The sequence below is a fragment of the Rhodococcus sp. 27YEA15 genome (genome assembly GCF_049739425.1).
In the GTDB taxonomy this organism is placed as follows: Bacteria; Actinomycetota; Actinomycetes; order Mycobacteriales; family Mycobacteriaceae; genus Rhodococcus_F.
Window position 1 is genome coordinate 2387172 of sequence record NZ_JBMHHW010000001.1, and the last position, 19518, is coordinate 2406689.

Genomic DNA, 19518 nt, shown 5'->3' on the forward strand with positions numbered 1-19518 from the left:
GATGGCCAGGGCCGGAGCCGAGGAAGCATCTGGCAGGGGTGTCGTCAGCCGTCGGTTGCCTTGAAATCATCCGGTGAAATGGTGTCGAGGAATTCCTTGAACTTCTCGACCTCGTCTTCACGCTCGTCGGGAATCACCAGCCCGGCTTCGGCCAGAACCGATTCGGAAGCGAAGATCGGCACCCCCACCCTGAGTGCCAGAGCGATCGAATCGGACGGCCTGGCGGAGACTGTGGTGTGCTCGTCGAATACCAGGTCGGCGTAGAAAGTGCCTTCCTGCAGATCCACGATGCGCACCTCCTTGAGACTTCGACCGAACGATTCGATGAGAATCTTGATCAAATCGTGAGTCAGGGGGCGAGCCGGTTCGACGCCCTGCTGTTCGAGGACGATTGCCGCAGCTTCGGTCTGGCCGATCCAGATCGGCAGGTACCGGTCGCCGTCCGACTCGCGGAGCAGCAGGACCGGCTGATTCTGAGGCTGCTCGACACGAACTCCGATCACACGCATTTCGCCCATCGAGCTTGCCTCCACCCTGACGTGATTCGGACGGCCTCAATACGGACCGCCCTTGAATTCTATTGGAGAGATCCTCGTCGATCGAGGATCTCGGCATCACAGTTCGAGAACCTCAGCGATCGAGGTTGCCGCGAACTGCAGATTTGACCAGACAGGTATGCAAGGTCAGCGACAGGGCCGCCAACTCTCGCACCATCTCTTCGGCCCGATCACGCGAACCTGCATCGCGACTCTTGGCCACCGGACCGGCGATCTGAGTCACCAGACTTGCCTCACGATCGGCGGCCAGCTTGAATGCCCGAAGATGGCGTACTTCGAGGCCGTACTCGGACATGGCCTTCGCGGTCCGAGCCAGCGTCACCGCGTCCTCGTCGAAGAATCCGGCCGGACCCGGCACCACCAGACCTGTTCGAATCAGGTCGGTGAGGAAACTGTCGTCGATACCGGCGCGGGCCAGGAGATCTTGCCTGCCCACTCGAACCTCGCGGTCCGTCCGGAAAACGTCCGGCGATACGTCGCCCGGGGCGATCGACAGGACCCGCGCAGCACGGGGAGCAGTTTTTTCCGCTCCGACCGTCGCCGCGCCGCTGTCGATCGCCTCGAGCTGTTCCTTGATGACCTTGAGCGGCAGATACTGATCGCGTTGCGCGGTCAGAACGAAACGAAGCCGTTCGCAGTCCTCGTTCGAGAATCTGCGATATCCCGATGGTGTCCGCTGCGGACTGACCAAACCTTCCGATTCGAGAAAACGAATCTTCGAGATCGTCACATCGGGAAAATCCGGACGCAACCGATCCAGTACGGAACCGATGGACATCCCGGGCTGGCTCTGCTGCCGCACTGCTGTCATCAGCTACCCGTACCTGCTGACGACTCGGGAACCTGCGCACCGTCGGCACGCGGACCGGTCAGGAAGACCAAGCGAAACTTGCCGATCTGGACCTCGTCACCGTTGGCGAGAACAGCCGAATCGACCGGTTCCCGGTTGACGTAGGTGCCGTTGAGGCTTCCGACGTCGACGACATGGAACTCGGACTCCTCCTGCCTGAATTCCGCGTGGCGACGGCTCACCGTCACGTCGTCGAGGAAGATGTCGCTGTCCGGGTGGCGTCCGGCCGACGTGGTCGGCTGGTCCAACAGGAACCGCGAGCCCGCATTCGGGCCTCGCTTGACCACCAGAAGCGCTGCTCCCGCCGGAAGTCCCTCTACACCGGAAACCGGCTGCTCGGTGGCCGGTGCCGCTGAGGAGTTGTTGTCGAGCTCATTGAGGAAGTCTGCACGGAATACCGATGTGGTCTCCGCCGGCGACTCCCCAAAGCCCGCGTCGTTACCGTTCTCGCTCACTGTTTCTCCTCCTCGGTCAATCATCCGGATCATCATTCACCGGACTACGCAGTGCACTTGCTGTACGAGCTGTTTCCTACTTGTCACACTCGGATACGACCCTGCACCCCGACTCGGCACATGCGTATCGTCTGACCGTACCTTGCGCGGCCCCCTACGTGCATCGAGAGCACCGGTGACCGTTGTCGGGTACTAGTCCGAGGTGAGTGCCGTGTAGGCGGCACTGTCCAGTGTGTCCGCCAGAGCGGCGTCCAGTGCGGACTCGTCGCTCACCTCGAGTTCGACCAACCATCCGTTTCCGTACGGAGCGGTGTTGACCAGTTCGGGCTGCCCGTCCAATTCGCCGTTCGCGGCAAGGACTTTCGCGGTCAATGGCGCGAAGATGTCGGAGACGCTCTTGGTGGACTCGACTTCACCGAGAGATTCACCGGCCGCGACGTCGTCCCCGACAGCGGGGAGCTGGACGAAGACGACGTCTCCGAGCTGCGATTGCGCGAAGTCCGTGATGCCCACCCGAACTGCCGTGGGACCGATTCGCTTCACCCACTCGTGCTCCGCGGTGTAGCGAAGATCGTTCGGGGTTTCGAGCTCACTCACAGTGGCGTCCTTTCACAGGCCGTCCGACAGGCGGACGCTTGTAGTCAATTTCCAGGTTGAGCGTATTGGCGTGGATTCAATTGTCGCAAGACGGCGATGGTGACCTGCTGCGATTGCTCGATCGACACGTTTCCCCCGTTGCGGGCGACGTTGTCGATCACCCCGCCGGGGATGTTCAGCGCCGCAGCCAGGGTCGGCGGATCCCCGATTGCGACAACAGTGTACGGCGGCGAGATCGCCGTACCGTCGAGGTGGATGTCGCCGCTGCGGCCGCTCACCCACGAGTTCACGCCGATCCGTATCGGATCGGCGTCCGCCCCGCTGATCGAGAGCGCTTCGGCGCCCGCTGCACGCAATTCCTGGATCAGATCGAGCAGTACTTCCGATCCGACACGGTTGCCGGTGTCGGTGATGGTCATTCTCACGCCAGGACCTGTCGCAGCAGCCGTGCCCACCTGGATCGACAACGACGTCAGGCGCGCCTGTGCCTCGTCCAGCGCGAGGGTGGCGCTGTCACCGGCCTCGAGGTTCGTCAGCGAGCGTTGCAGGTCTGTCACTTCCTGCCTGAGCGCGGCCTCGCGTCGAGTGAGATTATCCAGAACCACCAGCAGATCGGACGGGCGGGCCGAGTCGAGTGAGTCGCCCTCGACGGTGCTTCGCACCTGGGTGGCAATGGCTACACCCAGCACTCCCAGCAGCACCGCGGCGAGGATGACGAACACGACACCGGACCGGTACCGAGCTTCTCGGCGCACCTCGTGTCGCCCCTGATGTGATGTGGAGATCCGCTCGGAGACAGATGAATTCGACAACTCAGGACTGGAGGCGGACTTGACAGGATCGGAGTCTGCCACCGGTCACGCCCCGAACAGTCGTCGACGCAATGCAGCCGCGTTGCCGAAGATGCGGATTCCCAGAACCACCACGATGGCGGTGGACAGCTGAGTTCCCACCCCCAACTGGTCGCCCAGCCAGACGATCAACGACGCGACCAGGACGTTGAAGACGAACGAGACCACGAAAACCTTGGCATCGAAGATCTCGTCGAGGTACGCCCTCAGTCCACCGAACACGGCGTCGAGTGCCGCTACCACCGCGATGGGCAGGTAGGGCTGTATCGCGTCGGGCACCTGCGGACTGAACACGACCCCGAGAATGATCCCGATCACGAGGGCTGCGAGCCCGTACAGGGCGGATCCGGCCTTCATCGATCTCCCCTCCTCACTTGGGAACGGCTGCTTCGGACGCGACCCGTACCGCCCGCGGAGTCGCAGGCGGCATCGAAATCGAACGATCTTCGGCAACGGCGAATCCGACACCGTACAGTTGCGCGACACCCGACATCCGCGAGTAGGCGTCACTGACGACGAAGGTTCTCTGGAGCACGCGGCTGTCGCCGATTGCTTCGAGCCGGTACGGCGAGAACACGGGTTGGTTGTCGACCAACATGGCGCCGCCCGCCTGACGGACGGTGACCGCCGGACCGATCCGAACGCCGCCGACGGTGACGGCTTCCGCTCCGCCCGCCCACAATGCGTTGATCACGATCTGCAGATCGCGATCGAGGACCACGGTCTTTCCACCGACAGTCCTCTTCGAGGCATCGGACAGGTCCGGTCGCGCTGCGGGGTCGGTCAACGTGACGACGATTCCTTCGCCGTGCACCGCCTCGAGTCCCGCTGCGGCTTCGACGACGCGAAGCTGGTCGAGGACGGCGCCGCCGTGCGTGTCGCCTGCCAGCGCCGACGCGCGCGCCACGTCGACTTCGCCGCCGAGGGTCGCCCTCGACGCATCGAGTTCGTCGATCGATTCTCGGACATCGCGAACCTTCGCGAGCAGGTCCGCCTGAATTTCCTGGTTACCCGAGACCGCCTTGGCGGCCTGTACGGCAGACACGGTCAGGACGAATCCGACGAGTACGGCGCCGAGCATCAACCACGGTCCGCCGCGTTGGGTCCTGTTCCGGCTGTGATCGTGTTCGCGTTCGGCCGCCGCAGCTTCGTAGCCGGGATCGAGATGGTCGGTCATCAGCGACCGCAGTAGCGACGGCACCGGGTTGCGGCGGACGTCTTCGCGATTGTTCTTCACCGACGCACCACTTCGTGTGAGCGGGCGATGTCGGCGGCCTTGAGGACGTAGATCAATGCTGTCCACACGTACAAGGCGGTGCCCCAGATCAGGAACGCAAACCCGAACGCGTGGGTGGCGGGCCCGACTGCCCAGTCACCGTGTCCGGCCAGGATCAGCGGCAGCGCGAACATGAGCAGGAAGGTCGCGGCCTTGCCGAGATAGATCACCTCGGGCGGCGGGAGTCCGCGGCGCCGATAGATCGGAAGGGTCAGGGCGAGAAGGAGGTCACGGCCGATCAGGATCGCGGCAACCCACCACGGAATGAAGTCGCGAGCAACGAAGGTGACCAGTGTGGTGACCACGTACAGTCGATCGACGAGTGGATCGAGCAGCGCGCCGAGACGTGACGTCTGACCGAGGACTCGGGCAAGTTTGCCGTCGAGCCAGTCGGTGAAGCCACTGAGCATCAACAGCGCGAGGGCCCACCCGTCGGCATGGGTGACCAGTAACAGGTACGCGAAGAAGGGCAGGGCCAGCAACCGGACGAGACTGAGCGCATTGGGAACAGTGAGAATCCGATCCGTGGGGATCGGTTCGTGTTCACCAGAGCTCACTGCACACCTCGTGTCATCTGTTCGGACTGTGCAGTCAGCTTTCCACAGCGGGCCGGTTGCTGCGACGCGCCGCTGCTATGGCGCGCTCGAATCTGCTCGGATTCAACTCCAGGCGAACACCGGTTGTTCGAACGTGTCGATACGGGTGGATCGCCCGCGCAGGACTTCCCGGAACTGATGCACGATCGCTCCGGTGGGAGCGTGGATCAGGCTCGTCCGAAACGGCCACTGAATCACCGGTTTCGGCGACTGCTCGATGGTGACGAAGCGCGGGTCCACGTCGAGTTCTTCGGCGGTGACGGCATAGATCTCGGCTATCTCGCCGGGGTTGGGGGCCACGGTATCGACGTCTGCTTCGGACCAGAGCACGAACGGGCGGATCACGAACCCGGATCTGGTGACGTAGTCGTCGAGGCAGCCGAGCACGTCGGTCGATGTCGCCCGAATCCCCAATTCCTCGGACAACTCTCGCAAAGCCGCATCTTGCGCGGATTCTCCCGGATCGACCCTGCCACCGGGAAGGGCGAACTGGCCGGGATGTGCCCGCAGCGTGCTCGCTCTTTTGGTGAGCGGAAACACAGTTGCCCCATCGGCAGATCGAAGAAGGACGATGACCACCGATGCCGATCGACGACCGCGCACATCGATCGGTCGGGGTTCGAAGGTGGCCAGTGATGCTTCGACGTGGGCTCGATCGAACAGGTCCGAGTTCATCGCTCGACACTAGCGCGGGACATCACGGCACCACGCCGGCGCCCGAGCGGGTCGTCGTGTCCAGCCGGTCTGCGTCGTCGATCTTTTCGTCACCTCGCGGCGCGGCCCGTCCGTCGTCGGGCGTCAGTGGCCGGTCGTCGATCGAGCGGACCTGACGTAGCCCCTTCAGGGCTCGGCGTTCGGTCCGAGGTCGGCGTTGAAGTCCCGGACTCGGCGGTCACGCCCGAGGTTGTCGTGCTTCTCTCGCACCAACCGAAGCAGCGATGCCGGCGCATCGTCGTTGGAACCGAGCCATCGGTCCACCGCGGCCGGATCCGAGGACGACGGAAACAGGCCGTTCACCAGACGCCGGGCGATCTCGATGCTGCGCTCGGCCCACCACGTCCGGACGGATGCGAAGTACTCGTCGACATAGCGCTCGATCAGGGCGCTGTCCGTGCCGGAGCGAAATCCCGCGACGGTGGCGTCCAGCCGGTCGTTGGACAGGGTGTGATCGGTTGTCGCTGCCGCCCACGCTGCGGCCTTGGTGGCCGCATCCGGTTGCGATGCAACTGCTCGACCGTGTGCCGTCCGGCCCGTCGAGGTCTGGTCCAGGCGAAGTTCCGCGTCGAAGTCCGCGAGATCGGCGTGCCCCGTGGCGGAGAGCGCGATCCAGTATGCCCAGCGCAGGTCCGGATCGAGAACCAGTTCGGGCGGGCCCGGGCGGTCACCGAGAAGGATCGCCCGTAGCTTCTCGGCCCGGGAATGGTCTACTGCTGCAGCCGATGCCAGAGCCCGTGCCCACGCCAACTGTGTGCCGGAACCTGGCGAACTGTCGAAGGTGGCATTCCACGTCGTCGCCGTCCAGCGCGCGCGGACGCGCGCGAGAGCGTCCTCTGGCACGTAGTGCTCTACCGCGTACTGTGCGTCGACGAGAATGGAACCGGTGATCGTGGAATCGGTTTCGGACGGACCGAACTTCTCGACGATGTCGAGGTACCGCAGCACCGGCAGTTCGGCGTCGCGCACGGAGTTCCACAGCGAGGACCAGATCAGGCCCCTGGCCAGTGGGTCGACGACCCGATCGAGAGATGCTTCGACGGTGGTGAGCGAGTGTTCGTCCAGACGTACCTTCGCGTAGGTGAGGTCGTCGTCGTTGATCAGTGTCAACGCCCCGACCGGTAGGTCGACGCGGGTGCGCGCTGCCGTGACGTCGAGTTCGACGCGTGCCGTGCGAATCAGATCTCCGGAGTGGTCGTAGTCGTACACGCCGACGGCCAGTCGGTGCGGACGCGGATCGGTCTGCACCAGTTCCGAATCGACGAGTGCGAGGGTGGACACTCCGGTGGTCTGCAACCAGATTCGAGCCCACGCACGTACGTCACGACCAGAGGTTTCGGCCAGAGCGTCGAGCAGATCCGCGAGAGTCGTATTGCCGAACGCATGGGCCGTGAAGTATCGACGTGCCGCCTCGAAGAACGCGTCCCGGCCGACGAACGCGACGAGTTGTTTGAGTACGCTGGCGCCCTTGGCGTAGGTGATGCCGTCGAAGTTCAGTTTGGCTGCCTCGAGGTCGACGATGTCGGCCACGATCGGGTGGGTGGTCGGCAACTGATCCTGAAGGTAGGCCCAGGCTTTGCGTTTGACGGCGAACGCCACCCAGGCGTCGGTGAACCGGGTTGCCTCGGCGCTGACCAGCGATCCCATGAAGTCGGCGAACGACTCCTTGAGCCACAGGTCGTCCCACCACACCATGGTCACGAGGTCGCCGAACCACATGTGCGCCATCTCGTGCAGGATGGTGTTGGCGCGGCGTTGACGCTGGTCGTCGGTAGCGGCCCCTCGGAAGACGTAAGCCTCGGTGAAGGTCACCAAACCCGGGTTCTCCATGGCTCCGAGGTTGTATTCGGGAACGAAGATCTGGTCGTACTTGCCGAAGGGATACGGGTAACCGAAGTGCTCGGCGTAGAAATCCAGGCCCTGCCGAGTGATGGTGAAGACCTCGTCTGCATCGAGGTATTGCGCCAGTGAAGCTCGGCACGACACGGCGAGGTCGACAGTCAGATCGGCCTGGCACCACGAGGATTCGACGCGGTGATACGGGCCGGCGGCGATCGCGGTGATGTAGGTGGAGATCGGCAGGGTCGGCGCGAACGCGACCCGCACACCGTCGTCGACGGCTTCGGTGGTCTCGACGCTCTGGTTCGAGAGCACCTGCCAGCCGTCCGGGGCTGTCACGACGAAGGTGAACGGCGCTTTCAGATCGGGCTGCTCGAAGCACGCGAACACCCGGCGCGCATCGGCAGGCTCGTACTGCGTGTACAGGTAGGTCTGGCCGTCGGCGTCGTCGACGAAGCGGTGCAGTCCCTCCCCCGAGCAGCTGTAGCGACCCTGGGCGGCTATCCGAATCGCGTGACGGCCGCTCAATCCGCCCACCGCGATCCGAGCGCCGTCGTAGTCGACCGGAATCGAGACGCCGTCGACGTGAACGGTATCGACGGCATCTCCGATGAAGTCGATCCAGGTCGAGGTGGCGAGCGCGTCCACGTCGACAGTGGTGATCGTCGTGAACGTCGCCGACGACTGATCGACGGCGGACCGCAGATCCACCTCCACCCGGTACCCGGTGACGGTGATCGTCCGGGATCGTTCGAGGACTTCGGCTCGATTCAGGTTCGCAGTGCTCACGAAGGTAGATCCTGCCAGTTCGCGGTGCAGACGTCCGCTCTCAGGTGACCAGCACCGTCGATATGTCGCTGTCCGACCCGTGCTCGGACAGCGACATTCGCGAACTACCCGGTGTACGCGCCTTGCCAGACGGTGTCGAACGGCGTGTGTGCGGACACTCGGCCCTCGATACCGGCGGTGACGAACTTCTTGGCCAACTCCACGGCATCGCCGACGGGCGTGCCCTTTGCCAATTCTGCCGTCACCGCAGCAGCGAGGGTGCAGCCCGCACCGGACACACGCTCGTCGCCGACCTTCGGAACCGAGAGAACCGTGACGTCCGCACCGTCGAAGAGCACGTCGACGGCGTCGTCGCCGGCCAGTTCGACGCCGCCCTTGGCGAGTACGTACCGGGGTCCGAGTGCATGGATCCGCCGCGCGGCCTCGATCAGGTCGTCGACGGAATCGATGCTCTCCATACCGGCGAGGGTGCGTGCCTCGAACAGGTTGGGTGTGACAACTGTTGCGAGGGGCAAGATCGAATCACGAAGTGCCGTATCGGTATCGAGCGCGGCACCGGGTTCCTGGCCCTTGCAGATCAGAACGGGGTCGAGCACCACGTGGCGCCAGGACTGGCGTCGAAGCGCGTCGGCCACGACTTCGATGGTCGCCGGGGTGCCGAGCATGCCGATCTTGACGACGTCGAGATCGTGAGCGGCGGTGGCAGCCTCGATCTGATCTGCGATCACCTCGGGCGCAATCGGGACGAACCGGTGGCCCCAGTTGTTCTTCGGGTCGAAGGACACGATGCACGTGGTGGTGGCGATTCCGTAGACTCCGAGCGCCTGGAACGTCTTGAGGTCGACCTGCAGGCCTGCACCGCCGGTCGCCTCGGACCCAGCGATGACGTAAGCGAGGTCAACCACAGTTCTGTCTCCTTGTTCGAAACGTGTCGCCCCCGCGAACGTTCACGGAGGCCGATCGTCGAGTTTATCCAATCCGGCGACGACCCCGGCAGTGCCTACCGCTCGGTCGACTCCAGCAGTGCCGCTGCTTCACCTCGGGAGGTGACGTGAAGTTTGCCGAAGAGATTGTTGACGTGCGTCTTGACGGTGGCCACGGACACGAACAGCGCACCGGCGATCGCCCGATTGGTCATGCCTTTGCCGATCAACTCGAGAACGTTCTGCTCCTGAGGCGTCAACCCGCGATCACGGGCCAACCGTTCGAGCGAGGCCCGTGCGTCGAGCCCGCGTAGAACCAGGTCGGCCACCTCCGGTGCGAAAGTTCGATGTCCGTCTGCCGTCGCGCGGATCGCCGACGTGATCTGTTCGCGACCGGCGCTCTTGGTCACGTATCCGGCGGCACCGGCTCGCAGCGCCGACGCGATGGACTCGTCGTCGGCGTACGTCGTCAACACCAGAACCTTGGAACCGGACGAGCCTGCGACTATCGCCGCCGTCGCCGACGCGCCGTCCACCCCTGGCATCCGAAGATCCATCAAGACCACTTCCGGCCGCAAGTCTTCTGCGAGTTCGATTGCGCGAGGTCCATTTTCCGCCTCGCCGACGACCTCGATACCCGGCGTGTGCTCCAAGATGGTCACCAGTCCGTCTCGGACCACCGCCTGGTCGTCGGCGACGACCACCCGCACCACGCGTTCAGACATACGGCACCTCACAGTCGACGATCCATTGTCGCGTATGTTCGCCTGCGCCGAGCTGTCCGCCCACCAGTTCGACTCGCTCCCGCATCCCGCGCACCCCGTGACCGCCTGCCGTCTCACTGCGAAAGCCCGGGACCATCGGATTGGAAATTCGCAGATGCGCTACGTCCCTGAGCACCTCGGCCTCGATGGCGACCGGTGTTCCCGGCGCATGGGAACGAGCGTTGCTCAGCGCCTGGACCGCCACCGAGACGAGGACGTCGGATATCCCGGCAGACAATCGCCTCGGATCTCCCGAAACCGCCATGGTGACGTCCATTCCCGTGCTGACTGCGCGGCGTACGATCTCGCCGAGCGACTCGTCGAGTGGGCCGGGAAACGTTCGCAACGCATCGACCGCGTTCTTGGCGTCGCCGAGACCTTCCACTGCCAGTGTCTTCGCGTTACGAATCCGCAGCAGCAGGTCGTCGTCCACCGAGCGCGCGGACGCAGCGGCGTCGAGGGCTTCGAGTGAGATGACGAGACCGCCGAGGCTGTGCGCGAGTACGTCGTGAATGTCCCGGGCCAGGCGCGCACGTTCGCCGAGCACCGCTGTTTCCGCCCGCTGCTCCACCAGATGACGCTCCATCCGCCGTTCGCTCGCCGTCTGCCGCAACATCAATCCGAATCCGGCACCGAACACCGAGGAGAGCGCCAAGGCTTCGGTATCGACCATCGGCCCGTCGAACAGGGACGCCGAGATCCAGAGCGCTCCGACGCACACTCCGCCCCAAACGGTGGCCGAGGAGATGGCGACACCGTCCGAGGTGAGCAGGATCAGCAGGCCGGCGGCTACGAGCACGGTGCAGCCAGGCGAGCCCAGCCCGGCGCCGACGGCCGCGAACAGCAGCATGGCCGCGGCCGATATTCGCCGCGGGGTGAGCGTGGCCGCCGGAATCACGTTCGCCACAGCGATCCACGCCCACACCAGGACGCCGACAATGAAGGCGGCTGTCGGCACGTCGACGGCAGAATAGGTCCATTCGGTCGCCACGGCCGCCGCGATACCCACTCCGTGCATTGCCACTCGCGACCAGGCCCCCGCGGTACCCGCAGTCCGCAGTCGTTCCGTCACCGACGTCATCGGACCATTGTCGACTACCGCGCATCCTTCATGGCTCTCGAAGCCGGCCTCGGCACCGGCGAACGTAGCTGCCCACCTCCGTCGCTGCGCCGCCGGCCGTCCTCCGTTCGCCGGCATCGGAGATTCTCCACCCTTTTCTCCACCCGAACGGCTGATCCGTTTCCTCGCCCACGAGACGACAGTGAAGCGGTAAGCACGTCGAACTCCGGAAAGTGACATGTCATGGGAACCGCAGGGATCACCAATATCCTCATTGCCGCCGTTGTGCTGATCTGGCTGATGTTTCGTCAACTCACGGCGCAACCACTGCGTGAGCATTCCCGCCTCGGGCTGGTTCTGATCATCATCGGCGCCGTTGAAACGGTCAGCGCATTCTCGGTGAATTCCTTTCCCGTCAGAGATTTGGTGTGGGTTGCGGCAAGCATCCTCGTCGGTGTCGGGATCGCAGCCGTTCGTGGGTACACCGTCCGGATATGGCGCCAAGATTCGGATGTCTACCGTCAGGGCACGTGGATCACGGCGATTCTGTGGATCGTCGGAATCGGCCAGCATCTATTGGTCGACCAAGTCGTCAGTGCCGGTTTGGGCGCCGCGACCCTGCTGTTGTACTTCGGTATCGTGATCGCGGCCCAGCGTCAGGTGATCCTTTCCCGCGCTCGGTCCGAACGTCTTTTCGCCTGAGCACCTACGACATCGAGCGGACTTTGCGTTCTGACGTCACGACGATGACCACCTCTCGATCAGTCCTGACTGTGGTATTGCCCACCTCAACCCGGATTGTCCGATCTGCGGCTGAGGTCGGCGCGGATCGGCGATTCCGTCCGGGGCCTCCGCCCGTCGAAGGAATCGGCGCCGGGCAGAATCGGCCCATCCGCGACTTCGACCGACCGACAGCTTCCCGACATCGACCGGCAGCCCGAGCATTGGCCCATAATCGAGATATGAACTCCGCACCGTTCGACGCACGCACTCTTCTCGCCGCCAGCCGTCTGGGAGTGCTCGCCACCATCAAGCGAAATGGACTTCCCCAACTGTCGCCGGTCACACCATTCTTCGACGAGCAGGCGGACGTCATCTATATTTCGACCAGGTACGACCTGGCGAAGACGGCCAATCTTCGACGCGATCCACGGGCAGCGCTCGAGGTCACCAGCTCGGACGGTTGGTCGTGGGCAACAGCCGAAGGCACTGTCACGTTGACCGGCCCGGGTACCGATCCGAACGGACCGGAGGTCGATGCACTGGTCGAGTACTACCGCTCGGCCGCAGGCGAGCACCCGGACTGGGACGAGTACCGCACCACCATGGTCTCCGATCGTCGAGTACTCATCGCCCTGTCCGTGGACAAGGTGTACGGATCCCGAGTCAACTGACCGCAACCGCGAACAAGTCGTCGGGCAGCGACTCCGGTTGATTCGACGCCCGGGCAGTCCCGGACGGTCGAGGGCTCCGGTCTGCACGCACGGATGCGGTCGAACATCACAATCCATCGAATTGACACGTCAATTCCCTGCTCGTACGGTTGAGATGTCGACAACGGGAGGATGTGTGGTGAACGAAAGACGTCGCGCACTACCCACGCGTGACGAGCTGCGGGTGTGGCGGAACTACATCGAGACTGCCGAAGTACTGCGCACACGCCTGGCCGCACGGCTGCAGAGCGAATCGTCCTTGTCGTCCGGTGACTACCAGGTGCTGTTGGCACTGAGCGAGGCAAAACTCGAAACCCTGCGGTCGTCTGAGCTGGCCACGTTGATCGGGTGGGATCGCAGTCGTCTCTCGCATCATCTGGGACGGATGGAAAAACGTGGGCTCATCCGCCGAACCGCCTGCGCCGACGACGTGCACGGCGTCGATGTGGCGATGACCGAGATCGGATCGACTGCGTTCCGGGCCGGGTCGATCCCCCATCTGCGTGCTGTCCGCGAACTGTTCGTCGACGCCCTCCCCCCGGACTCTCTCGCGCAGGTCGACACCATCACCACTGCACTGCGGCGACATCTCGATCTCGACCAGGAAAGTTGACCCTCCGATTTCCCAGAGGACACCGCGCGCCCCGGCACTCATGCACCCGCACGGTTCCTTCGCACTCGTTTCAGCGAAAGGACCAATTGTCATGCAGTTCGGCATTTTCGGCGTCGGTGATATCGCGCCGGACCCGGCCACCGGCGTTCCCCGTTCCGAAGCTCGGCGCATCCGGGATACGATCCGGCTGGCGAAGGCCGCGGACGAACTCGGCCTGGACGTGTTCGCGGCCGGCGAGCACCACAACCCGCCGTTCGTAGCTTCGAGTCCACCGGCGTTGCTCGCGTATCTGGCAGCCGAGACGAAACAGATCGTCCTCTCGACGTCTGTCACCTTGATCACGACGAACGATCCGGTGAAGATCGCCGAGGACTACGCCTTCGTCCAACATCTGGCGAACGGACGCCTCGACCTCATGCTCGGTCGCGGGAACACCGCCCCGGTGTATCCCTGGTTCGGGCAGGACATTCGGCAGGGGATTCCGCTCGCGCTCGAGAACTACGATCTTCTGCACCGCTTGTGGCGCGAGGACGTCGTCGACTGGGAGGGACGGTTCCGCACGCCCTTACAGGGGTTCACCTCGACACCACGGCCGCTCGACGGCGTGGCGCCGTTCGTCTGGCACGGAGCGATCCGCACTCCGGAGATCGCCGAACAGGCGGCGTTCTACGGCAACGGCTACTTCGCCAATCACATTCTCGCGCCGAACTTCCACTTCAAACCGCTGGTGGACTTCTACCGGCAGCGATTCGAGCACTACGGCCACGGCCGGGCCCAGGACGCGATCGTGGGCTTGGGCGGCCAGTCGTTCATCGCGAGAAGATCACAGGATGCCTACGACCGGTTCCGCCCCTATTTCGAGAGCTACCCGATGTTCCGCGGGACGAGTCTGGAACTGGCCGCTCGGAATACGCCGCTGTCGATCGGCTCGCCGCAAGAGGTTATCGACAAGACGCTGACGTTCCGGGAGGGTTTCGGCGACTACCACCGCCAACTGTGGGCAATGGACATCGGCTCCATGCCAGTCGAGATCGCCCTCGAGCAAGTCGAACTGCTCGCTACCGAGGTAGTTCCGGTTCTGCGTACCGAGCTGGATGCCGTGCGAGCGCCAGGCGTTCCCGACACACCGACGCATGCATCGCTGGTCGCGGCTACCTACGGTGACGGCGAGCCGAGACAGCCCCGGCCTCGACCCAACAGCGGTGACAACACCTCGGGTTCGTTGCCCTATCTCGACAGCGATCCGACCCGCCGCGCGACCATGCCGAAGTCCTTGTGAGCCTGGGTAAAACACCGCTCCCCCACCTCACCATCAGCGTGGGCACGAACGATCCGTCCACGACGCGGAGGCTTGCAGACCGCGCAACTCAGGCCGTCGGCACGCACGTGCGGGACTCCCGCAACGTGGCGGTCCGAGCCATCGATCTTCGCCCCGCTCGCCGCGAAGATCGCCCAGAGGATCGTCGGCGGCTATCCGGACGAAGCGGGGCGACAGCCGGTCGAGCAGATGGCGCGGCCGACGTGCTCGTCGTCTGCACACCGGTCTGCAAAGCCGGTACCCACGCCACTGTTTGCCGCCCAGCGGACCTGGGGTTCGGCCGCGACGTCCACCCGGATCGAACGAGCGGCAAGCGCACTCGCATCACCGATCGTCGGCGGACCTGAGCGATGCGTACCGACGTCGTTTCGCCGGTGACTTCGGTTGTATCCGATCACCGGCCGTGACCGACCGGTGATCGGGTGCGCCGGGACACGACGTCAGCCGAATCCTGACGATCTGCGAAATCGATTCCGAGACTGTCAATCTCGCGATCGACGAGCAGTTCACCGGACCGAAGGCACGGGCGTGTTGCCGGCGTCAGGTACTGATACACGCCTGGCCGAACACATCCGATCGAACCAGCAGTTCCACCAACAGCGTTGTCGGTGAATTATTTTCGATTCGAAGCCGGCAAATTCGGAGTTGTCGACCTGGATTCACAACGGTAGGCACCGTCGCGACCGCTCACTGCCGGGACGGCAAACATCACGGGCAGTGCCTACCGAAAGACCGCACGTCGCCCGGATGGCGGGGCACCCGTTTCACACAGCGCTCCTGTACCCTCGTGTCGAAATACCTGATGCAGCGACAATGCTCAGCGCGCCACCTTGCCGTCGAGACTGAAACGGAACCAATATATGTCGGAGTCGGGGCGCTCGACCCCTACGAGAATGCGCGCGGCGTTACTTACCGTGCTGATCGTCACCGGCATCTCCTTGACTGCATGTTCGCGCACCGCACTCGACGACTCGGCCGGCGACACCCGATCCTCGATCAGCCCTCGGATTGCCCAGCCCATGCGAATCGCGTACGGCGACAGCCCCGACAATTACGGGATCTTGCACCTTCCCGACGGCCCCGGCCCCCACCCGGTGGTGGTGATGATTCACGGCGGAGGATGGCAACAGGATCACGATCTGACGTATTTCGAGCCCCTTGCTCGTTCGCTGGCCGACGAGGGTGTCGCGGTCTGGAACATCGAGTACCGACGGGTGGGCGGGGCAGGCGGATGGCCCACGACGCCGGCCGACGCGAACGATGCAACCGAGGCCCTCTCCACCGTCGTTCGAGACGCGGCCCCCGGCTATCTCGACTTGGATCGAGTTCACCTCGCCGGCCACTCCGCGGGCGGCCATCTCGCCGCATGGGTGTCCGGACGACACCGCCTCCCGCCGGAGTCACCAGGGCAACAGCCCCGAATTCGAGCGCGTAGCGCAACAATCATGGCCGGGGTTTTCGATTTACCGCTGGCCGCCACCGCCGGGAACGACAAGTTCGTTCGAAATCTCCTCGGCGGTTTTCCTCGCGAGTTCCCCGACCGCTATCGGATCGCGTCTCCGATCGACAACCTACCGATCGGATTGCCCGTGACCGCGATTCACGGCGACGCGGATCGTACTGTCGATCCCGTGCAGTCCCGCAATTACGTCAATGCCGCCAAAGCCGCCGGCGACTCCGCGCAACTGCGCATCCTCGACGGTGTGGGCCACGGCGATTTCGGGCGTGTCGACTCCCCGGCATGGGCCACCGCCAAGCAGGTCATTCTCGACCACGTTGCGGCCGACAACGTTCGATAACGGCTCGCACCACCCGTCGACGAACCCGCCTGCGGCAACGACGCCCGCCGTAATCTGCGCCGAAACCGATAAACGGCGCGCCTGGTCGGTACTTTTTCCTCGATCTTGTAGCGTGCTGTGAGTCAGTTCAAGACATAGAGCGCAAATACGATATGGCGGTCATGGGCGTGAGCAACGCGTCGAACGAACCTATTCCCGGTATCACCACGCTGCCATCGAACGACGAGGACGGAATCGGCGTGGCGCCGCGCACACTGCGAGTGGGCCTCCTCGGATTCACAGTGCTCACGGCAGTGGCCGCCGCGTCGGTGTGGATGGTGTTGTACGGCGTGCCCTTGGACGCGAACTACTGGGGCATGTTCGACAACTTCCTCGACCTCGACGTCTATCGCCACGGTGGGAGTGTCGTCGTGCAAGGACTTCCGCTGTACGACGGACCGGTACTACACGGGATGTTGTTCACGTACACCCCGTTCGCGGCACTGCTGTTCACCGTCTGGGCCGTGCTCTCGTTCCAACAGGCAATCGTGATGTGGTCGATCCTCAACGTGATCGCACTGTTCACAGTCGTGGTGCTCTGCTGGAGGGTTCTCGGTTACCGTCTCGACGCCAAGGTTTACGCGGTCAGCGCTCTGACCACCGCGATCTTCTTGTTCATGGAACCTATCCGCACCACGGTCTGGCTCGGTCAGATCAACATCTTCCTACTGCTACTGATCGTGTGGGACCTCGGGCGAGACGAGAAAAGCCGCCTGCGCGGAATCGGGGCAGGTATCGCCGCCGGTGTGAAACTCACGCCGGCCTTCTTCTGGGCATATCTCCTCGTCACACGTCAGTGGCGCGCACTGGTGACAGCAATGGTGACGTTCGCGGCAACGGTCGTGCTCGGATTCCTGGTGATCTATCGTGACGCCGTCACCTACTGGACCGGGACCCTCGTGGACAGCGAACGAGTCGGACCTACCGACGCCCCGAGCAACCAGTCGGTGTCCGGTCTGATCGCCCAGCTCGCTCACACTCCTACCCCGTCTCGGGTATTGATTCTTCTGATCAGCGCGCTGGCGGCGTGCCTGGGTCTCGGTGCGGCCTGGGTGGCGCATCGGCACGGCGAAAAACTTCTCGGTCTGACCTTGACCGGGTTGACCGCCACTACGGTATCTCCGTTTTCATGGGGACATCACTGGGTGTGGTTCGTACCGCTGATCGTCCTCGCCGCTCACTACGCGATGGCGGCGAGGAAGGTCTGGGCGTGGCTACTGCCGGTGGCCTTTCTGCTGCCGGTGCTGAACTGGTCGCACACGTGGTGGGGGCCGTCGTTCGTTCCCGGCACCGACCGGTTCGTGGGCATGGGATTGTTCATGCTCGTCGTCCCGGATTGGCTCCGAGTCTTCACCGCCGGGGTCTACCTGTGGATGTTCGTCCTCGCGGCATTCGGCACTCTGATCGTATTCGGTGTCAAGAAATGGGTTGTCCCCGAATTCGAACCTTCGACGCCGTGATCACGCAGTTCAACGACGCTGCCACCCACGTCGAGACATTGATGGAGGTGGTTGGGTCCGGCACGGTCACCGCCTGCCCCGTAGACCCGCACACCACGGCCATCCGTCGCCGCTCGCTTCTGCGGCGCGGGAGCCGCGCTCTTCACCGACCGCCCGACGTCCTGATTTTTCTCTCGCTCATGACGGCGGTCATCGTCAACTCGGCGGCAGCAGCAGTTCCCCTACCACGGTCGTGACGGGACATCTCTCCGGCATTCGACAACGAACTACGTACGCTTCTTTCCCCCGACGCCCGGCACGGATGCGACCTGCAACATCCATGCGGCGATCTGGTGTTCATCCAGATCGTCCACAGACTCGAGCTCCACGCCCCGCGTCGCCTTGCCCATGCCGACCGGCGTGACGGGTGGCACCGGATCGAGAGCCGCGCCACCTATGAACATGAGCTTGACGTGGCCGGCGAAGCCCCCGCAGCTGAAGCACCAGCCGTCACCGACTCCGTAGTAGGCCATACCCCATTTCACAGAGCGCCGTAGCTTGGGCAGCGTCTTGGCTGCCAGCGCATCAACCGCCTCGGCAATGCTGCGCTGCGGTTGCGGCAGACCGGCGATGTACGCCAGGACCGGCTTGTCACCGACCGCTGCTTTGGCGGGACTCGCCCTGCCGGTCATGGCGTCCGGTAACGTCCAGGACGCGGCAGCGTTGCCGGCGTCAGGCCTCTGAGCGTCACCCGAACCGACCTCCCCACTGTCCATTTCAGAACCGTACTCCTCGAACCGTGCGAACGAGTCGTGAAACCTACTGTGAAAGGGTGCTGGTCGACAGGGCACGCATCACTGTCCAGACAACTTGAAGCGGCTGCAGTGGTGACTCACGCAGTAAAGCATGCGACTACCAGCGGTAAGAAGGTGCACACGACTCGTTCGTGCAGACCGCGACGGTGGGTATATGGACGGTCCAGCGCCCGACACACGCAACACCTTGGAGATGATCAGCCCATCGCGCTAGAGCCGGCAACATGATCCGCGAACATAGCCTGCCAGACACGGGGTTCCGGGTGCTAGGCGTTGTGGAGCTGGCCTGCAACCTCCCCGACCACGGGCTGAGCGCCTGGGACCGGGGCACGATCGTCGGCGTGTACCCAACGGGAGCCTTCGAGGTCGAGTTCATCGACGCAGCTGGTAGGACGGTCGCGGTGGTAACACTCGAATCGGAACAGCTAAGGGCAACGCGTAAGCAGTCCTGTCGGCGCCGACAGCGACGCTGGGGGCAGGGAATCTTGGGATTCGCGAAGAAGGCCATGACGGAGGTCGACGAGAACAGTTACTGGCCGACGGACAAGTCGATATTCCCAGCGCACCTCGATGACTCTGGCGAGGGCGCCGAAGAACCTGCAGTCGGGCCCTCGACGTTGTTCTTTCTGCGATCAATGTCGGCCTGATGCGCCCCGGATTGTCCGGAATTCGTTTGTGTTACTTCAGGTATTGATGCACCCCAGAGAGGTTCACGATGCCCCGATGCTATCCACCTTCAGTTTCGCCGAAAAGTTCTCGACATGTTGAAGTCAGGACGCACGGTCGCCGAC

Annotated in this window: 23 protein-coding genes; 8 read left to right on the forward strand and 15 right to left on the reverse strand. The window is 63.8% G+C overall.

The features are described from left to right. Positions 1-44: 44 nt before the first annotated feature. From ABH922_RS10950 to ABH922_RS11010, 13 genes are all read right to left on the reverse strand, one after another. Entirely contained in the window at positions 45-518 is a 474-nt protein-coding gene (locus ABH922_RS10950) for a bifunctional nuclease family protein (RefSeq protein ID WP_424806949.1), read from the reverse strand. Positions 519-630: 112 nt separating this feature from the next. Continuing rightward, on the reverse strand, positions 631-1368 hold the full coding sequence (locus ABH922_RS10955) for a MerR family transcriptional regulator (RefSeq protein WP_424806950.1): 738 nt from the start codon (positions 1366-1368) through the stop codon (positions 631-633). Continuing rightward, positions 1368-1886 carry an oxoglutarate dehydrogenase inhibitor Odhl gene (gene odhI, locus ABH922_RS10960; RefSeq protein ID WP_424806951.1) on the reverse strand — a complete coding sequence of 173 codons (519 nt, stop codon included), beginning with the start codon at positions 1884-1886 and terminating at the stop codon, positions 1368-1370. Before odhI ends, ABH922_RS10955 begins: the two co-directional genes overlap by 1 nt. 168 nt (positions 1887-2054) lie before the next feature. Beyond that, on the reverse strand, positions 2055-2459 hold the full coding sequence (gene gcvH / locus ABH922_RS10965) for a glycine cleavage system protein GcvH (RefSeq protein ID WP_424806952.1): 405 nt from the start codon (positions 2457-2459) through the stop codon (positions 2055-2057). A gap of 44 nt (positions 2460-2503) precedes the next feature. Beyond that, positions 2504-3271, reverse strand: a complete 768-nt coding sequence (locus ABH922_RS10970; protein ID WP_424806953.1) for a DUF881 domain-containing protein — start codon at positions 3269-3271, stop codon at positions 2504-2506. 45 nt (positions 3272-3316) lie between these two features. After that, positions 3317-3667 carry a small basic family protein gene (locus ABH922_RS10975; protein WP_424806954.1) on the reverse strand — a complete coding sequence of 117 codons (351 nt, stop codon included), beginning with the start codon at positions 3665-3667 and terminating at the stop codon, positions 3317-3319. Positions 3668-3680: 13 nt separating this feature from the next. Further along, positions 3681-4547, reverse strand: a complete 867-nt coding sequence (locus tag ABH922_RS10980) for a DUF881 domain-containing protein (RefSeq protein ID WP_424806955.1) — start codon at positions 4545-4547, stop codon at positions 3681-3683. Next, positions 4544-5143, reverse strand: a complete 600-nt coding sequence (locus ABH922_RS10985; RefSeq protein ID WP_424806956.1) for a CDP-alcohol phosphatidyltransferase family protein — start codon at positions 5141-5143, stop codon at positions 4544-4546. Before ABH922_RS10985 ends, ABH922_RS10980 begins: the two co-directional genes overlap by 4 nt. A gap of 102 nt (positions 5144-5245) precedes the next feature. Next, a complete protein-coding gene (locus ABH922_RS10990) occupies positions 5246-5857 on the reverse strand; it encodes an NUDIX hydrolase (protein ID WP_424806957.1) in 612 nt (203 codons plus the stop codon). Positions 5858-6022: 165 nt separating this feature from the next. Continuing rightward, positions 6023-8524: an aminopeptidase N gene (gene pepN, locus ABH922_RS10995; protein WP_424806958.1), complete on the reverse strand. Its 2502-nt coding sequence runs from the start codon at positions 8522-8524 to the stop codon at positions 6023-6025. A gap of 104 nt (positions 8525-8628) precedes the next feature. After that, the gene (gene thiD / locus ABH922_RS11000; protein ID WP_424806959.1) at positions 8629-9429 is read right to left on the reverse strand and encodes a bifunctional hydroxymethylpyrimidine kinase/phosphomethylpyrimidine kinase; all 801 of its coding nucleotides are present in this window, start codon (positions 9427-9429) and stop codon (positions 8629-8631) included. A gap of 95 nt (positions 9430-9524) precedes the next feature. Beyond that, on the reverse strand, positions 9525-10172 hold the full coding sequence (locus ABH922_RS11005; protein WP_424806960.1) for a response regulator: 648 nt from the start codon (positions 10170-10172) through the stop codon (positions 9525-9527). Further along, positions 10165-11292, reverse strand: coding sequence for a sensor histidine kinase (locus ABH922_RS11010; protein WP_424806961.1), 1128 nt, complete (start codon positions 11290-11292; stop codon positions 10165-10167). The genes ABH922_RS11005 and ABH922_RS11010 overlap by 8 nt, the downstream gene beginning before the upstream one ends. Before the next feature lie 222 nt (positions 11293-11514). Here ABH922_RS11010 and ABH922_RS11015 point away from each other — a divergent pair, with 222 nt between their 5' ends. The 4 genes from ABH922_RS11015 to ABH922_RS11030 all read left to right on the forward strand — a co-directional run bounded on the left by ABH922_RS11015 (position 11515) and on the right by ABH922_RS11030 (position 14596). After that, positions 11515-11973: a hypothetical protein gene (locus tag ABH922_RS11015; protein ID WP_424806962.1), complete on the forward strand. Its 459-nt coding sequence runs from the start codon at positions 11515-11517 to the stop codon at positions 11971-11973. A gap of 260 nt (positions 11974-12233) precedes the next feature. Continuing rightward, on the forward strand, positions 12234-12665 hold the full coding sequence (locus tag ABH922_RS11020; protein ID WP_424806963.1) for a PPOX class F420-dependent oxidoreductase: 432 nt from the start codon (positions 12234-12236) through the stop codon (positions 12663-12665). A 178-nt stretch (positions 12666-12843) separates the two neighbouring features. Next, the gene (locus ABH922_RS11025; protein ID WP_424806964.1) at positions 12844-13317 is read left to right on the forward strand and encodes a MarR family winged helix-turn-helix transcriptional regulator; all 474 of its coding nucleotides are present in this window, start codon (positions 12844-12846) and stop codon (positions 13315-13317) included. A gap of 91 nt (positions 13318-13408) precedes the next feature. Beyond that, positions 13409-14596, forward strand: a complete 1188-nt coding sequence (locus ABH922_RS11030; protein WP_424806965.1) for a CE1758 family FMN-dependent luciferase-like monooxygenase — start codon at positions 13409-13411, stop codon at positions 14594-14596. A gap of 856 nt (positions 14597-15452) precedes the next feature. Here ABH922_RS11030 and ABH922_RS11035 read toward each other — a convergent pair. Beyond that, the gene (locus ABH922_RS11035) at positions 15453-15656 is read right to left on the reverse strand and encodes a hypothetical protein (RefSeq protein WP_424806966.1); all 204 of its coding nucleotides are present in this window, start codon (positions 15654-15656) and stop codon (positions 15453-15455) included. On the opposite strand from ABH922_RS11035, the gene ABH922_RS11040 reads away from it, so the two are divergent. The 3 genes from ABH922_RS11040 to ABH922_RS11050 all read left to right on the forward strand — a co-directional run bounded on the left by ABH922_RS11040 (position 15655) and on the right by ABH922_RS11050 (position 18169). Further along, entirely contained in the window at positions 15655-16434 is a 780-nt protein-coding gene (locus tag ABH922_RS11040) for an alpha/beta hydrolase family protein (protein ID WP_424806967.1), read from the forward strand. The genes ABH922_RS11035 and ABH922_RS11040 overlap by 2 nt on opposite strands. A 161-nt stretch (positions 16435-16595) precedes the next feature. Beyond that, entirely contained in the window at positions 16596-17933 is a 1338-nt protein-coding gene (locus ABH922_RS11045; RefSeq protein WP_424806968.1) for a glycosyltransferase 87 family protein, read from the forward strand. Continuing rightward, on the forward strand, positions 17930-18169 hold the full coding sequence (locus tag ABH922_RS11050) for a hypothetical protein (protein ID WP_424806969.1): 240 nt from the start codon (positions 17930-17932) through the stop codon (positions 18167-18169). Before ABH922_RS11045 ends, ABH922_RS11050 begins: the two co-directional genes overlap by 4 nt. A 30-nt stretch (positions 18170-18199) precedes the next feature. Here ABH922_RS11050 and ABH922_RS11055 read toward each other — a convergent pair whose 3' ends face one another. Beyond that, positions 18200-18688 carry a DUF1801 domain-containing protein gene (locus tag ABH922_RS11055; protein ID WP_424806970.1) on the reverse strand — a complete coding sequence of 163 codons (489 nt, stop codon included), beginning with the start codon at positions 18686-18688 and terminating at the stop codon, positions 18200-18202. A gap of 263 nt (positions 18689-18951) precedes the next feature. Between ABH922_RS11055 and ABH922_RS11060 the strand changes: the two genes are divergently transcribed. Then, positions 18952-19374: a DUF4926 domain-containing protein gene (locus ABH922_RS11060; protein WP_424806971.1), complete on the forward strand. Its 423-nt coding sequence runs from the start codon at positions 18952-18954 to the stop codon at positions 19372-19374. The last annotated feature ends 144 nt before the right edge of the window (positions 19375-19518 follow it).